The sequence below is a fragment of the Bradyrhizobium sp. WSM4873 genome (assembly GCF_055811355.1).
Window position 1 is genome coordinate 197835 of record NZ_JBVVPS010000009.1, and the last position, 14641, is coordinate 212475.

At 66.1% G+C, this 14641-nt stretch carries 12 protein-coding genes and 1 pseudogene; 7 read left to right on the forward strand and 6 right to left on the reverse strand.

Features of this window, described 5'->3' with window-relative positions; all coding sequences use genetic code 11:
• Window positions 1–42: 42 nt before the first annotated feature.
• From AC0L21_RS15535 to AC0L21_RS15545, 3 genes and pseudogenes are all read left to right on the forward strand, one after another.
• Window positions 43–1914 (forward strand): sigma-54-dependent Fis family transcriptional regulator, encoded by a 1872-nt coding sequence (locus AC0L21_RS15535; RefSeq protein ID WP_473262710.1) that lies wholly within the window; start codon window positions 43–45, stop codon window positions 1912–1914.
• Window positions 1915–2037: 123 nt separating this feature from the next.
• On the forward strand, window positions 2038–2925 hold the full coding sequence (locus tag AC0L21_RS15540) for a LysR family transcriptional regulator (protein ID WP_473262711.1): 888 nt from the start codon (window positions 2038–2040) through the stop codon (window positions 2923–2925).
• A gap of 177 nt (window positions 2926–3102) precedes the next feature.
• Window positions 3103–4440 (forward strand): annotated as a pseudogene (locus AC0L21_RS15545) (FAD-binding protein); the annotation flags it as partial.
• Between the two features lie 135 nt (window positions 4441–4575).
• Here the strand turns inward: AC0L21_RS15545 and AC0L21_RS15550 are convergent.
• Entirely contained in the window at window positions 4576–5145 is a 570-nt protein-coding gene (locus AC0L21_RS15550; protein WP_473262725.1) for a flavin reductase family protein, read from the reverse strand.
• Window positions 5146–5202: 57 nt separating this feature from the next.
• A complete protein-coding gene (locus AC0L21_RS15555) occupies window positions 5203–6300 on the reverse strand; it encodes an LLM class flavin-dependent oxidoreductase (RefSeq protein ID WP_007596571.1) in 1098 nt (365 codons plus the stop codon).
• Between the two features lie 240 nt (window positions 6301–6540).
• On the opposite strand from AC0L21_RS15555, the gene AC0L21_RS15560 reads away from it, so the two are divergent.
• The 3 genes from AC0L21_RS15560 to poxB all read left to right on the forward strand — a co-directional run bounded on the left by AC0L21_RS15560 (window position 6541) and on the right by poxB (window position 9918).
• Window positions 6541–7455, forward strand: coding sequence for a 2-dehydro-3-deoxygalactonokinase (locus tag AC0L21_RS15560; protein ID WP_473262713.1), 915 nt, complete (start codon window positions 6541–6543; stop codon window positions 7453–7455).
• Between the two features lie 13 nt (window positions 7456–7468).
• Window positions 7469–8101, forward strand: coding sequence for a 2-dehydro-3-deoxy-6-phosphogalactonate aldolase (locus tag AC0L21_RS15565; protein WP_473262714.1), 633 nt, complete (start codon window positions 7469–7471; stop codon window positions 8099–8101).
• A gap of 80 nt (window positions 8102–8181) precedes the next feature.
• Window positions 8182–9918: a ubiquinone-dependent pyruvate dehydrogenase gene (gene poxB, locus AC0L21_RS15570; RefSeq protein ID WP_473262715.1), complete on the forward strand. Its 1737-nt coding sequence runs from the start codon at window positions 8182–8184 to the stop codon at window positions 9916–9918.
• Here poxB and AC0L21_RS15575 read toward each other — a convergent pair.
• Window positions 9915–10280 carry a hypothetical protein gene (locus AC0L21_RS15575; protein WP_473262716.1) on the reverse strand — a complete coding sequence of 122 codons (366 nt, stop codon included), beginning with the start codon at window positions 10278–10280 and terminating at the stop codon, window positions 9915–9917. The genes poxB and AC0L21_RS15575 overlap by 4 nt on opposite strands.
• 67 nt (window positions 10281–10347) lie before the next feature.
• Window positions 10348–11256: a PaaI family thioesterase gene (locus AC0L21_RS15580; protein WP_473262717.1), complete on the reverse strand. Its 909-nt coding sequence runs from the start codon at window positions 11254–11256 to the stop codon at window positions 10348–10350.
• Between the two features lie 150 nt (window positions 11257–11406).
• Between AC0L21_RS15580 and AC0L21_RS15585 the strand changes: the two genes are divergently transcribed.
• Window positions 11407–11727, forward strand: a complete 321-nt coding sequence (locus AC0L21_RS15585; protein WP_027520251.1) for a hypothetical protein — start codon at window positions 11407–11409, stop codon at window positions 11725–11727.
• Between the two features lie 39 nt (window positions 11728–11766).
• Here AC0L21_RS15585 and AC0L21_RS15590 read toward each other — a convergent pair whose 3' ends face one another.
• On the reverse strand, window positions 11767–13236 hold the full coding sequence (locus AC0L21_RS15590; protein ID WP_473262718.1) for an amidase: 1470 nt from the start codon (window positions 13234–13236) through the stop codon (window positions 11767–11769).
• A gap of 125 nt (window positions 13237–13361) precedes the next feature.
• Window positions 13362–14474 (reverse strand): cyanuric acid amidohydrolase, encoded by a 1113-nt coding sequence (gene atzD / locus AC0L21_RS15595; protein ID WP_473262719.1) that lies wholly within the window; start codon window positions 14472–14474, stop codon window positions 13362–13364.
• Window positions 14475–14641: the final 167 nt, after the last annotated feature.

Consider the following 14641-nt stretch of genomic DNA (forward strand, 5'->3'; position numbering starts at 1 on the left):
GTGCCAGACTTTGCACAATAATACAGGGTGGAGACGTCCGCGATGGCCAGCCTTTCGGCCTCGAATCATGTCGCCCGCGTCTTGTCCGTCGCCAATCACGTGGCCGACGTCGATGCCTCTTCGCGCATTGCCAATTCCTGGCGACGCTGCCTGGTCAGCCACAAGCTCGATCCCGCCCGTCAGGGGCCGCCGCAGACGCTCACCGAAGCCGAGATCCGTCACGTCGCCGAGCCCATGGAGGAGACGATCCGGCTCGCAACACCGGAGCTCGACGATCTCGCCCGTGTGCTGCGCGATGCCGGCTATTGCGTCAATCTGGCAGACGTGAACGCAACCATGCTGTTCAGCCGCCTGCCCGGCGAGGCCGACGCAAGACTATTCATGGACTGGAAGATCTACACCGGCTCGAATTTCTCCGAGGCCTTCGAAGGCACCAATGGGCTCGGCACGGCACTTGCCGAGCAGAAGCCGATCCTGGTGCATCGCGACGAGCATTTTCGCGCGCAGTGGCACATGTTCTCCTGCGCGGTGACGCCGCTGTTCGACCATGCCGGACGGCTAGCAGGCGCCGTCAACATCACCTCTTGCCGCGAGGACCTCGAACGAACCGCGCATCAGCTTGCGCTCGCGGTGACGATGGAGGCGACGCGGCGCATGGAGGGGGCGATCTTCCGCGGTCATTTCCGCAACGCCTGGATCGCGACCGTGCCGGGCGATGGCGGCAGCGGCCTGCTCGCCTATGACGACGATCGCCGCATCGTCGGCGCGTGCCGTTCGGCGCGCGCCCTGCTGGGTCTCACCGACGGCTTGATCGCATCCGGCATCGATCTGTCGCGCTACGTCAAGTTCGACCATCCCCCCGCGCGTGACGCAGACGATCTCGTCGAGCTGCGCCGGGCAGATGGCACTCCGTTGGGGCATGGCCATGTCGCGCCGCCGCTGCGGGCGAGGTCATCGACCCGCCCGCTCGCGCCGCGCCGCGATGCACCGATCGATCGCTTCGATGCGCTGCAGCGGCTCGCCGGCCGCGACCCTGGCCTGATCAGGAGCGTAAAGCGACTTAGAAGCATCGGCGATCACAATCTGCCGGTGCTGCTACATGGTGAGACCGGCGTCGGCAAGGATGTGTTCGCTCGTGCCATTCACGCAGCCGGCAATCGCGCACGCCACAACTATGTCGCGCTGAACTGCGCGGCGATGCCGGAAAGCCTGATCGATGCCGAGCTGTTCGGCTACGAGGCCGGCGCCTTCACCGGCGCACGCCGCGACGGCTCGAAGGGCCTGATCGTGCAGGCCGACGGCGGCACGCTGTTCCTCGATGAGATCGGCGACATGCCGATCGCGCTGCAGACGCGACTGCTGCGTGTGCTGGAGAACCGCGAAGTGTGGCCGCTCGGCGCGCTGAAGCCGGTGCCGGTCGACATTCGCCTGATCAGCGCTACCCATCGCGATCTCGGCCGCATGGCCGAGGAGGGCGCCTTCCGCACCGACCTCTATTTCCGTCTGCGCGGCATGGAGGTGCGGCTGCCGGCTCTGCGCGAGCGCGCGGACCGCGACGACGTCATCCGCCAGATCGCCCGCGAGGAAGCGCCGAACTGCTCCCTATCGGACGAGGCCTGGGCACAACTCGCGGCCTATTCCTATCCCGGCAACATGCGCCAGCTCCGCCATGTGCTGCGGCTCGCCGGCTGCACGGCGGAGGACGGCGTGATTGCCGATGCCGATCTCGACCTGCCGCCGTTTGGCGGGCGAGCAGCGGAGCCGGGTCTCGGAGCGGCCGAACGCGCGACGATCGTCGAGGCTCTGCGCAGGCACGGCGGCCGCGTCACCGAGGCGGCACGTGCGTTGAAACTCAGCCGCGCGACGCTGTATCGCAAGATCAAGCAATTGAAGATCGGCCCGGGTTCATACTAGACCGACTCGACGTCCCGGCTCCGTCGAAAACCGTCCGAAAATGCTGGCGCAGCCGAGGTCTTCGCGCGGCGGACACGCCGTCGCCAACGTGCATTTCCAGAAATTGCGAGAGGAGAGGATTCGATGGAGGAGATCGAAGTCTTTCTGGCTGTCGTCGAGGCCGGCAGCCAGACCGCGGCCGCGCGACAATTGGGACGGTCGCTGCAGTCGGTCAACCGGGCGTTGGCGGCGCTGGAACGCGATGTCGGCGTCGAGCTAGTGCGGCGGACCACGCGGCAGTCGCTGGCGACGGAAGCGGGACTGGCGTTCTATCATCGCGTCAAGCCGGCCTTTGCCGAAATCAGCGAGGCGCGCCTGGAAGCGGCCAACCGCCGTGTCGAGCCGTCGGGTCTTCTCAGGGTCGCCGCGCCCGTCCTGTTCGGGTCGACCCACGTCGTGCCGGCGATTGCCGATTTCATGGCGCGCTTTCCGAGGATCGAAGCCGATCTCCATGTGTCCGATCGCCCCATCGACGTCGTCGGCGATGGGTTCGATCTGGCCGTGCGGATCAGGGAATTGCCGGATTCTTCGCTCAAGGCGCGGCGGCTCGGCGAGCTACGCACGGTTGTCTATGGCGCATCAGGCTATTTCGCGCGCCACGGTCGTCCGGGTCATCCCGACGACCTGACCGACCATCAATGCATCTTGCGCAGGACCGGCCCGGGTGACAGCGAAGCGTGGCGGTTTCAGATCGGCGGCGAGGTGAAGATGGTGCAGGTGAACGGCCGCTTCCGGACCGATAATACGACGGCGGCGCAGGCGGCTGCCTGCAATGGCATCGGCGTCGGCTATGCGCCGTTCTGGCAGATACGCGATCGCGTCGATGATGGCGCGCTGGAGATCGTGCTGGAGGATTTCGAGGCACCGCGCATGCCGGTGTACGCCGTAGTCCCGCCGAGCGCGGCGCCCCCGGCCAAGACGCGCCTGTTCGTCGATCTGTTGGCGGGGCGCTTGAAGCGCGAGCGGCTCTGAGAGCCCCGGCTCTCTTGCTCATTGACCACGTGCATCGCCGGCGAGCGTTCCGTCCGCATTCTCCCGGTTTGCGAGAATGTCTATCCCGTGATGTGGCGGTTGTCCGAACGCGCGAGCGACCGCAGCTTTGAGGGCCACGGGCACCTATCCGCCCGGTTCGGCGTGAAGGACCGCACCATGTCCCCCAATCGACGCACGCTCTTGCATGCAGGTGTCAGCGCGACCGCAACGCTGGCTTCCGTCGCTCTCGCCGGCCAGCCGCGCGGCCCGGCCAATGGACCATTTGCCGGTGACGCATGGAACTGCAACCCGGACGCTTGCGCGGCCGCGGGCGAGGATTTCGGTCACATCATTCACAAGCAGCCGCGTGCCGTGTTCCGGCCGACGACGACTGCCGGGATCGCGGAGATTCTGCGATGGGCCGCGGAACAGGGGCTGACGGTTGCCGCGCGCGGGCAGGGCCACGGCATCTACGGTCGCGCCATGACGGAAGGCGGTATCGTGATCGACCTCGGCGCGCTGGCCACGATCCATCGGATCGAGCCGGACCGTGTCGTGGTCGATGCAGGTGCGACCTGGCACGCGGTGCTGGAAGCGACCCTGGCCAAAGGGCTGGTTCCGCCGGTCCTGACCAACTACCTCGGCCTGTCCGTGGGCGGCACCCTCGCCATCGGCGGAATCGGCGGATCCTCGTCGCGACACGGCCTGCAGACGGACCAGGTTCTCGAGCTCGATGTGGTGACGGGCGAGGGCCGGCAATTGACCTGCTCGCCCACGTCCAACGCCGAGCTTTACGATGCCGTTCGCGCCGGGCTTGCCCAATGCGCGATCGTCACGAGGGCGACGCTTCGGCTGGTGCGCGCGCCCGAACGGGTCCGCCGCTTTCAACTCTTTTATCCGGATCTCTCCTCGCTGACGGCCGATCAGCGCCGTGTCCTGGCGGAGGCGCGCTTCGATCAGTTGCAGGGTGCGGTCGTGCCTGAGGCGGCCGGTGGCTGGCGATACCTGCTGGAAGCAGGCGTGTTCCATGACGGTGATTCTCATCCCGACGACGAGAAGCTGCTTGCAGGCTTGTCGGATCGCCGCGGCAGCGCCATCGTTACCGACCTGACCTTCCGCGACGACGCCAATGCGTTTGCAAAGCTCGAAACGCTTCTGAGGACGAACGGCCAATGGTCCAATCCGCATCCGTGGCTCCTCACGTTCCTGCGCGGCAGCAACGCGCTGGAGATCGCGAGCGAGGTCGTTGCCGGGATGAAGAGTGAGGACATCGGTCCGTTCGGCCGGATTACCTACTATCCGATGGTGACGGATGGATGCCGCACGTCCCTGGTTCGGCTGCCCGACGAGCGGATCGTGTTCGTGTTCAATCTGATCCGTATCCCGGTATCGGCAGACAAGGCGAATGCCGAACGGCTGGTCGCGCAGAACCGCGAGCTTTACGACCACATTCGCGGCGCAGGCGGCGTATTGTACCCGGTGAGCGCATTTCCCATGTCGTCTCAGGATTGGGCCGATCATTTCGGGGGACAGTGGCCGTTGCTGCGCGACGCCAAGCGGCGCCACGATCCAGGCAACCATTCACGCCCGGCTACGATCTGGTCTAGCGGGAACGGATCCCGGCGGCCGCATTCGAATGGCGTGGCGAGTTCAAGAGAAATCGCTCCAGCTCAGATGTCGCGAGTCGAGGTCGCCGACCGTCACGGTGCCGCGGATCTCGTGCGGGACGTGGAAGCTGCTGCGCAGATATACCAGCGGCGCAGTCCCGTCGGAATACGACACGCCGCACACCTCGCCGACGAAGATCGAATGCGTTTTGGTCTCGAATTCCTGCGCCAGCACGCAGTCGAATGCGGCGACCGCATCGCTCAGCACCGGCGCGCCGGTCACCCCGCGCGTCCACTCCCCGAACGCAAAACGGTCGTCGCCATTGACGCCCTTCTGGCCACTGAAGGTGAGCGCCAGGAGGGCGTGGTCCTCGTGCAGGAAGTTGATCGCGAACGCGCCTTCCTCGCGGATGCGCGCGTGCGCACTGGCGTTGCGGTTGACGCAGACGAGCAGGGATGGCGGCGAGTCCGACAGTGAGCAGGCCGAGGTGACCGTCAGCCCCGTGCGCTTGCCGTGCTCGGCGCCGACCGTCACCAGCGCGACGGCGCCAGCGCACTGGCGCATCGCCTGCTTGAAATCCTTGGCGTCGAAAGCACTGGCGTCCACGCTCACGCGGAAATCTCCGAAATGGATGCGGGTGCGGCACGATCGCGCCGCACCCGCGTCGGGTCAAGCCGCCTTCTGCGCGGAGCCGAGATGCTTCAGGCGCGGCATCACCTCGTTCCTCAGCAGCGACAGCGAGTGATGCCAGGCTTCAGCCTTGTGCTTGTAGTCGAAGCCGAACACCAGCAGCACGCCGAAGCCGCCGACCTCCTCGTAGATCTTCTCGATCTTCTCGGCGACGGTCGCGGGCGAGCCGACGATCCAGTTCCGCTTGGCGCAATATTCGACGGTGACGTCGCTATCGGGCACGTCGGGCGCGTGCTTCAAATAGTCCTTGAAGCCGAAATGGCCGAGCAGCGGCAGAAAGTACTCGCCCATCATCCGGCCCATCATGTCGCCGGTGGAGAGCCTCCACGCCTCCTCGTCGGTGTCGGCGACGAACACCTCGCGCACCAGCCGCCAATCCGCGCGGTCCGGCTTGCGCCCGGTCTTGGCGGCACCGGCCACGACCGAATCCCAATGACTGCCGACATAGGCCGGGTTCAGGTTGAGGCTCATCGGAATGAAACCGCGCTCGCCGGCGAGCTTCAGCGTGTCCGAATTCTTCGAGAGTCCGGCGACGCCGATCGGCGGATGCGGCGTCTGCAACGGCTTGATGTGCGGCTTGAGGAAGTCGAACATCGTGTCCGGCTTGGTCACCGTCCAGAACTTGCCCTTGTAGGTCCAGGGCGCGGGATCGCTCCACATCTTCAGAATGATCTCCAGCGCCTCGCGGGTCATGTCGCGGTTCTGTCCGCTCATGCCGTCGACGTTGAACATGGCCCAATCGCTTGGCAGGCCGCTGGCCGCGACTCCGAAATTGAGCCGACCGCCGGAGAGGTGATCGAGCATGGCGACACGGTTGGCGAGCTCGGCCGGATGATGATAGGGCAGCAGGAAGCCGCCTGGTCCGATGCGAATATTCTTGGTCTGCATCAGCGCCTGTGCGATCAGCAGATCCGGCGTGGGATTGGGTTCCCAGGGCGCGGTGTGGTGCTCGCCGACCCAAGCCTCCTGATACCCGAGCTCGTCGAGCCAGCGCATGACCTGCAGGTCCCAGTCGTTCCCTTCCTTCAGGCCGCACTCCGGCGGGTGCGAAGGCATCGTGAAATAACCGATCTCCATGGGTTTCCTCATCTGATGTTGACGCGTCTTGTTGCGCGGTTCACGGACGTGAGCGGGAACGCTTTAGCAAGTGGTGTGCCACCTCTTCGCAAGCGCTCTGCCCACGCGAGCGGCGCCTCAGACCTGCGAGAAAAGGCTGGTTTGCGGCAGCAATAGCCGATATCCCGGGGCGGATTTGCGGGGCCTCGTCTCATTGTCGCGAGACGGCGTCTCGGTGGTGAGACGAGGATACGCGTTGAGATGACCGAACCTGCCTATGTCGCGGTGGACTGGGGCACCAGCAGCTTCCGGCTCTGGCTGATCGACCGCGCCGGCGAGGTGCTGGCCGAGCGCCGCAGCGACGAGGGCATGCTGGTGGCCGCGAGGGCCGGCTTTGCCGCCGTGCTGCAATCGCATCTCGCGGCAGTCGAGGCTCCCGATCATTTGCCCGTCCTCGTCTGCGGCATGGCCGGCGCGCGTACCGGCTGGATCGAGGCCGGTTATGTCGATACGCCCGCGCCACTCTCCGCTGTTCTGAAGCAGGCCGTGCGCGTGTCCGGCGAAGCGCGCGACATCCGCATCCTGCCGGGTATCGCGCAGCGCGATGCAAAAGCACCGGACGTGATGCGCGGCGAGGAGACGCAGCTGCTCGGCGCGCTCGGGCTCGGTGCCGCCGGCGAAGCGCTGGTCTGCATGCCCGGCACGCATTCGAAATGGGTGCGCCTGACGGACGGCACGGTCGCGCATTTCTCTACCTTCATGACCGGCGAGCTCTTCAGCGTCGTGTCGCGCGAAACGATTTTGTCGCTTGCGGTCGCAGGCGCCGAAGACACCGAGGATGTCGCAAGCTTCCAAACTGCGGTGAAGGCCGCGTACGAAGCACCGGCGTTCGCGGCTAATTTTCTGTTCGGCGCGCGCTCGCGTCAGCTCCTGTTCGGGAGCACACCGGCCGCGGCGCGCGAAACGCTGTCGGGCACGTTGATCGGCATCGAGCTGGCGGCGGGGCTCTCCGGCGCGATGCCGGAAGTTGGCATCACGCTGATCGCCTCGGGACGGCTCGCGATGCTGTACAGGCAGGCTTTCGAGGCGCTGTCGGTCACCGTAGACCCGGTCGATGCCGATGAAGCCGTCCGCCGCGGCCTGTCGATGGCGGCTGCCGCGATCTGGACGAAATGAGAGGACTGTTGAGATGAGCGTTCCCTTTCCGGCGATGAAGCGTCCACTGGTCGCGATCCTGCGCGGCGTGAAGCCCGAGGAAACGCAGGCCATCGTCGGCGTGCTGATCGAAGCCGGCATGACCGCAATCGAGATTCCGCTGAACTCGCCTGACCCGTTCCGCTCCATCGCAACAGCGGTGAAACAGGCGCCGGTGGGCGTGCTGATCGGCGCCGGCACGGTGCTGACCACTTCGGATGTCGATCGTCTCAACGATGTCGGCGGCAAGCTGATGGTGTCGCCGAATGTCGACACACAAGTGCTCACGCGTGCCCATCAGTACGCCATGGTGACGTTGCCGGGCGTGTTTTCGCCGACCGAGGCGCTGCTTGCCGCGCGCTCCGGCGCCTCGGGCCTGAAGTTCTTTCCGGCCAGCGTGCTCGGTGCATCCGGCATCGCCGCGATTCGCGCCGTGCTGCCGGCCGGCGTGATGATCGCCGCCGTCGGCGGCGTCTCGGACCAGAATTTCGCGGAGTACATCAAGGGCGGCGTCACGGCGTTCGGGCTCGGCTCCAGCCTCTACAAGCCCGGCATGACGGCAACGGACGTTGCCGCTCGCGCAAAGTTGACGATCGCGGCCTACGATCGGGCGATTGCGAAAGACTGAAGCGGCAATAAACAAGCCGTGATCCCGTCACGGTCGCGCGTTATCCTATCTTGCTGGACCAGCGAGATCAGGAGACCTGCATGGCGATCAACAATGTGGCCGATCTGTTCGTGGCAACGCTCGAACAGGCTGGCGTCAAGCGCATCTACGGCATCGTCGGCGACAGCCTGAATGCGCTGACCGAAGCGCTGCGGCGGCGCGGCACGATCGAGTGGATCCATGTCCGGCACGAGGAGGTTGCGGCCTTCGCCGCGGCTGGGGAAGCGGAGATGACAGGCAGCCTTGCGGTGTGCGCGGGCTCGTGTGGGCCGGGCAATCTGCATTTGATCAACGGCCTGTTCGACGCCCATCGCAGCCGCGTTCCCGTGCTGGCGATCGCCGCGCAAATCCCGACCGCCGAGATCGGCAGCGGTTATTTCCAGGAAACCCATCCGCAAAACCTGTTCCGCGAGTGCAGCCATTATTGCGAGCTGGTCTCCGATCCGAGTCAGCTTCCCTACGTGCTGGAAAACGCCATCCGTGCGGCGGTCGGCATGCGCGGCGTCGCCGTCGTCGCCATGCCGGGCGACGTCGCTTTCCGCAGCCCACCCAAGCGCGCGCTATCGACGGCGCGTGGCCTTGCGCTGTCGGCGCCGAAGGTCGTGCCGCAGGCCGATGAGCTGAAAGCGCTCGCGGACCTCTTGAATGGCGCCGAACGCATCACCCTGTTCTGCGGTCGCGGCTGCGCCGGCGCTCATGCCCTGTTAATGCAGCTCGCGGAGACCCTGAAGAGCCCGATCGTGCATGCGCTGGGCGGCAAGGAGCATGTCGAATTCGACAATCCCTATGACGTCGGCATGACCGGCTTCATCGGCTTCTCCTCCGGCTATGCCGCCATGCACGCCTGCGACGCGCTCGTGATGCTTGGCACCGATTTTCCCTACAAGCAGTTCTTCCCGACCGATGCGAAGATCGCACAGATCGACATCCGGCCGGAAAATCTCGGGCGGCGCTGCAAAATCGATCTCGGCCTTGTCGGCGACGTCAAGCTCACCCTCGAGGCGCTGCTGCCGCTTCTGAAATCCAAGACGCAGCGCAAGCACCTCGACGATGCGATCGCGCACTACAAGAAGGCGCGCGAGGGCCTGGACTTGCTCGCCAAGGGCACGCCTGGCAGTAAACCGATCCATCCGCAATACCTGGCCAAGGTCATCAGCGACCACGCCAGCGATGATGCGGTGTTCACCGCCGATGTCGGCATGCCGACGGTGTGGGCCGCGCGCTATCTCGAGATGAACGGCCGCCGCCGACTGGTCGGCTCGTTCGTGCACGGCTCGATGGCCAACGCCATGCCGCAGGCGATCGGCGCGCAGGCCGCGCAGCCCGGCCGCCAGGTGATCTCGCTCTCCGGCGACGGCGGCTTCACCATGCTGATGGGCGATCTGATCACGCTGACGCAGATGAAGCTGCCGGTGAAGGTGGTCATCTTCAACAACGGCGTGCTCGGCTTCGTCGCCCTGGAGATGAAGGCGGCCGGATTCGTCGACACCAATGTCGATCTGGAGAATCCGGATTTCGCCGCGATGGCGCGCGCAATGGGCATCTTCGCCAGGCGCATCGAGGACCCCGGCGAACTTCCGGGCGCGATGAAGGACATGCTAGCGCATAACGGGCCGGCGCTGCTTGATGTCGTCACGGCGAAGCAGGAGCTGTCGATGCCGCCGACCATCACGCCCGAACAGATCAAGGGCTTCAGCCTGTGGGTCTTGCGCGCCGTGATGAACGGCCGCGGCGACGAGGTCGTCGATCTCGCCAAGACCAATTTGCTGCCGCGTTAACCCCGCTTGACCGATGGCAGCGGCAGCCGCTCATGGCGGCGCTGGAAGCGCTGCCAGTGCAGGACGATCCCGATCAGCAGCGCCGGCACGAAACCGAGCGCGATCAGGAAATGCGGCAGCTGCGCTGGCGAGATGAACGCGATGGCGATGTCGGAGATCAGCCACAGCGCGGCGAACATCACCGCGAAATCGGTGCGCGGGCAGCGCAAATAATAGAACACGGCGGTGACGACGACGGCGGGTCCGATGGCGATGCCGATCATCACCGTCGTCAGCTCCTTCGGCGTCAGCGCGTCGAGCACCATCGCTGCCAGCAGCCAGAGCGCGGCGAACATGGCGATGATGTCGAGCGGATGCCGCAACCCAATACCTCTCGCGGGAACATGCTATCGTTGTGGCCCAGACCTTGGCCGTCAAGGGAAAATGCGCCTATTCCTCGTCGTTTCCGGGCGTCGGCCGCAGCATGAAATGGCCGAAGGCGGTGGCGATCGGCTTGTTCGCATCGTCCTGCCAGGCCCGCGCCTCGAAGGCGACGATGCGCCGGCCCTGCTTCACGATCGAGACGTTGGCGAAGGTGTCGAGCGCGCGGCCCGAGCGCAGATAGTTGACGGTCAGTCCGATCGGCTTGGGCAGCGCGGCTGCGCCGAGTTCGCGCGCCACTCCGAAGATCGCGGTGGTCTCGAGGAAGGCGCCGGTCATGCCGCCATGGATCGCAGGCAGGATCGGGTTGCCGATGATCTTTGGCGAGAACGGCATCGTCAGTGTGTCGTCGTCGTTGACGCGAATGCCGAGGCAGCGCGCGAACGGGCTGTTGGCGAACGGGCCTTCCGGATCGTCCGGCGCCTCCAGCGTCGAGATGCCGGGCGAATCTGTCCTGCGATCCGCGAGCATGTTGGTGCGGTTGGCGCCGATCATGAAACAGGCGGTGGCGGTCGCGACCGGATCGTCCTCGGACTCCTGATAGGCGGTGGAGCGCACGAAGGCGATCGAACGCGTGGTGCGGTAGCAGACTGAATGCGCCTTGATGTCGAGGCCCGGCGTGGCCGGCTTCTGATAGTCGATGCGCAGATCAAGCGTCGCGATCGCGCTCGTGCCGTCGAGCGCGAGTTGCACCGCCATGCCGCAGCTCTCGTCCAGCATCGCGGTGACGACCCCGCCATGCAGGACGCCGGTCTCGGTGTCGCCGACGAAGACCGGCCGGTAGGGCAGGCTGGACCAGGCCTCGCGAGGTGCGAAGCGGTCGAGCTGGAGCCCGCTGATCTGGCCGTAATCGGAGCGGCGGCCCTTGATCGCCTCGGCGAGGTCCTCGAACAAAAGTGTGGTCGGTGAGCTGGACATGAGGACGTTCTAGACCAGTGGCGGGCGCGGCGCAAAACCCCGGATGCGCGTCCCTGGGGCAGGAGTGCCGGGGCGGTTTGGCCTCGACAGGGCGGGCCGAAGCAACGATGGTGGGCGCCTCGTTCGTCCGACCAGCCGCAAGGAGTGCCCATGGCCGATCCCGAAACGCCCGCCACCAGCCAGGGGCCCGTCATCATTTCGACCTCGAGCTCGGAGCGGGCACCGATCATCTATTTCGACGGTGCATCCTGCTTCGGCCACCACAACGGCGCGATCCAGATCGAGCTTGCCGCAAACCTGTTGATGCCGGTCGGCGCCGCCGTCCGGGTTGACGTGGTCCAGACCGCGCATCTGCGCTGCAGCGTGGCCGCCGCGCTGGCGTTGCGCGAAGCGCTCGACAAGGCGCTGGCGATGTACCAGCAGGGTCAGCAGCAGCCCCGGCCGGAGGAGATCCCGACGGTGAAGAACTGATCGCCACAGCGCGATCGCAAGTTAATGCGATCAACTCGCTCAGCTCACATGCACCTTCGGCTTCCTGCCATCGTTCCACTTGCCATCAAGCGCGCGCTCGATCTGGGCGGCGAGTTGCAGCAGGAGGCCGTCATTGGCCTGTTTCGCAATCGCCTGGATGCCGAGCGGCAGGCCGTGGGCCTGCGTCGCCATCGGCATCGAGATCGCCGGCATGCCACAGAGATTGGCGAGCGGCGTGAAGGCGAAGAAGCGCCAGAGATTGCCGAACCAGTCGAGCACGTCAGGGTTGTCGGAGATGGTGAGATATTCCCGGGTGCCGACCTTCGGCGTCGGCAGCGCGGTGATCGGCGTCAGGATCACGTCCCACTGCTCGAAGAAGGCGCCGAAGGCGCGCGAGGTCGTGTTGAACACGCCTTGCATCTTCGCCCGCTCGGCGAAGCTCGTATGCCGGCCGGCTTCCCAGATCCGGATATTCATGGGCTCGATGAGGTCTTCCGGCGGCCGTTCCAGTCCGCGCGCGGCGAGCATGTTGGAGATCACCACCGCAAAATTCGAGATGTAGCAGGTGGTCTGCGCGGCGAACGCGGCGCGGAAGTCGAGCTCGGGCAGGGCGTAGTCGACGTGATGGCCGAGGCCTTCGAGGAAGCGGCCGGCCTTCGCCAGTTCGGCCGCGATCTCGGGCGTCGCGGTGTAGTCGCCCCAGCTGTGCGACAGCGCGATGCGAAGTTTTGATGGGTCGCGCTTGATCATCTCGGAATAGGGCTGCGCCGTCGTCCAGAACGGCATGAACTCGCCGGGTGCCGCTCCCCTGGCATGATCGACGAAGGCGGCGGTGTCGCGCACCGAGCGGGACTGGCAGCCCTGGATCGAGACGAGGCCGGTGAGATCGGACATGTGCGGCGCGAGCGAGAACACGCCGCGCGAGACCTTCAGCCCGATATTGCCGTTGACGCCGGCAGGAATGCGGATCGAGCCGCCGCCGTCGGTCGCATGCGCGATCGGCACCACGCCCGCGGCCACCATCGCGGCGCTTCCCGCCGACGAGCCGCAGGTGGTGTAGTCGGTGTCCCAGGGATTGCGCGTGACATAGACGGCCGGATTGTCGGCCGAGCTGCAGACGCCGAATTCCGGCGTCGTGGTGCGTCCGATCAGGTTCAGTCCAGCGTGGCGGAATTTGCCGGTCAGGAACGTGTCGGCGCTCGCGCGATTGCCGCGCATCAGCAGCGAGCCCATCTCCTGGAGCCGGCCCTTCATGGTCGGGCCGAGGTCCTTCATCAGGAAGGGCAGGCCTGCGAACGGGCCGGCGAGATTGGCGCCGTCCTTGGCGGGATCGGCGATCACATCATCGAACAGCTCGACCACGCCCGACAGTGCCGGATTGACCTTGGCAACGCCCGCAGCGGCCTGGCGCGCCAACTCCTTTGCCGTGAGCTCGCCCTTGCGGACGCGCGCGGCCAGTCCCACGCCATCGTGCTGCGCCCATTCGTTCCAGCTCATCGGAAAAGTCATGCGGTCCAAACCTCTTCGTGCGGCGCCACCTTAGTTTCGCACGGGAACATTTTAATCAACTGAGGCGGCGCGAAGGGCAGGGTTGCGCGGGATGGAGAGGTAACCCTCCATTGCATGCGCACGCATCAATCCGAGAGCTTTGCGATCACCGCGACCGGCCCGCCGCCGGCGGGGCCCTGGTGCTCGGCGCCGCCCGAGACATAGACCGCCCCGGTACCGGCGAGGCCGGCAATCAGGCCGCCGACGGCAGCCCGGGCGTGGCGCGTCGAGCTGATATCGGTATCTTCCAGCATGGTGTGGCGAAAGCCGCGCACGCTGCCATCAGGCGAGGCCTCGGCTTTGGCGAAGATGTTGACGAGCTCGCGGCCGGTCGTCGTCTGCGGCGCGGCACGGAGCCCGACGCTCTCCAGCGCCGCGAGCACCGCGGCAGCGTCGATCGCATCGCTCATCACGGCATGCCCGATCTCGAATTCGCTCGTCGAGGACATCGAATTGCCGAGCACGATGACCACGTTGTGCATCAGCTCGATTCCGGACGAGGTCGAGGCGACGTTCGAGAACAGATCGTAGCGCCGCAGCACGTCGTCGTCGCGAATGTCGGTTGCGATTTCGCCGAGCGCGACCGCAACCCCGAGCGCGGATGCGCCGCGCGAATAGGCCATCGAACTGTAGGCGCTGGTCGTCGCCGTCTTGTGGCCGCGCGCATTCGCCGCCTCGACGCGATCGCTGGTGAGCAGCGGGCATTTGATCTGCACGAAGTGGACGTCGGCGGGATCGGCGATGCCGGCATCCGCCATCGCGGCCGTCACGGCCTTGGCTGTCTCCGTGATCTGAGCGGAGCGGCCGAGCTCTTCCGGGAGAAAATCCCGCGTGTGCGCCATGCCAATGCTCAGGCGCTTGCCGGAGATGCCTGCCGGGCGCTGCTGGACGTCCCGGCGCGTGAACACGGTGATGTGCGGGCTGAGCACGCCCTCGGTGCCGCCGGACATCACGAAAGCGATGCGCTGTTCGACCTCCTGCGGCGACAGCTCGAGTCGTGGCGCTAGCGCCGTGCACAGCGCGGCAACGGCATATTCCCGGGTAAAGTCGTTGACGCCGCCATTGCCTTCGGTCTTGCCGAGGATCGCCAGGATGGATGCCGGATCGATCGCGCCGGAGGCGATCATGCTCATCAATCCCGAGACGTCGCCGGGGCCTTTGGTGGCGATCCTGAAGACGCCGACCGATGTCGTCCGCATTTTAGTCCTCACATGGGGTTCAGGAGCCCGGCGGACAAAACAGCCGTCGAACCGGGGCTGCTGTCAAGGTGTCGAGGCAATCCCCACCGTGGGGGGGGGGGGGGGGGGGGGGGGGGGGGGGGGGGGGGGGGGGGGGGGGGGGGGGGGGGGGGGCGGGGGGGGGGGGG

Excerpts from the sequence above, each read along its gene's own strand:
- AC0L21_RS15580 (WP_473262717.1), bottom strand. The coding sequence starts at position 11,256 with ATGTCCAGCTCACCGACCACACTTTTGTTCGAGGACCTCGCCGAGGCG.
- atzD (WP_473262719.1), bottom strand. The coding sequence starts at position 14,474 with ATGCGGACGACATCGGTCGGCGTCTTCAGGATCGCCACCAAAGGCCCC.
- AC0L21_RS15585 (WP_027520251.1), top strand. The coding sequence starts at position 11,407 with ATGGCCGATCCCGAAACGCCCGCCACCAGCCAGGGGCCCGTCATCATT.
- AC0L21_RS15565 (WP_473262714.1), top strand. The coding sequence starts at position 7,469 with ATGAGCGTTCCCTTTCCGGCGATGAAGCGTCCACTGGTCGCGATCCTG.
- AC0L21_RS15540 (WP_473262711.1), top strand. The coding sequence starts at position 2,038 with ATGGAGGAGATCGAAGTCTTTCTGGCTGTCGTCGAGGCCGGCAGCCAG.
- AC0L21_RS15535 (WP_473262710.1), top strand. The coding sequence starts at position 43 with ATGGCCAGCCTTTCGGCCTCGAATCATGTCGCCCGCGTCTTGTCCGTC.
- AC0L21_RS15590 (WP_473262718.1), bottom strand. The coding sequence starts at position 13,236 with ATGACTTTTCCGATGAGCTGGAACGAATGGGCGCAGCACGATGGCGTG.
- AC0L21_RS15555 (WP_007596571.1), bottom strand. The coding sequence starts at position 6,300 with ATGGAGATCGGTTATTTCACGATGCCTTCGCACCCGCCGGAGTGCGGC.
- AC0L21_RS15560 (WP_473262713.1), top strand. The coding sequence starts at position 6,541 with ATGACCGAACCTGCCTATGTCGCGGTGGACTGGGGCACCAGCAGCTTC.
- poxB (WP_473262715.1), top strand. The coding sequence starts at position 8,182 with ATGGCGATCAACAATGTGGCCGATCTGTTCGTGGCAACGCTCGAACAG.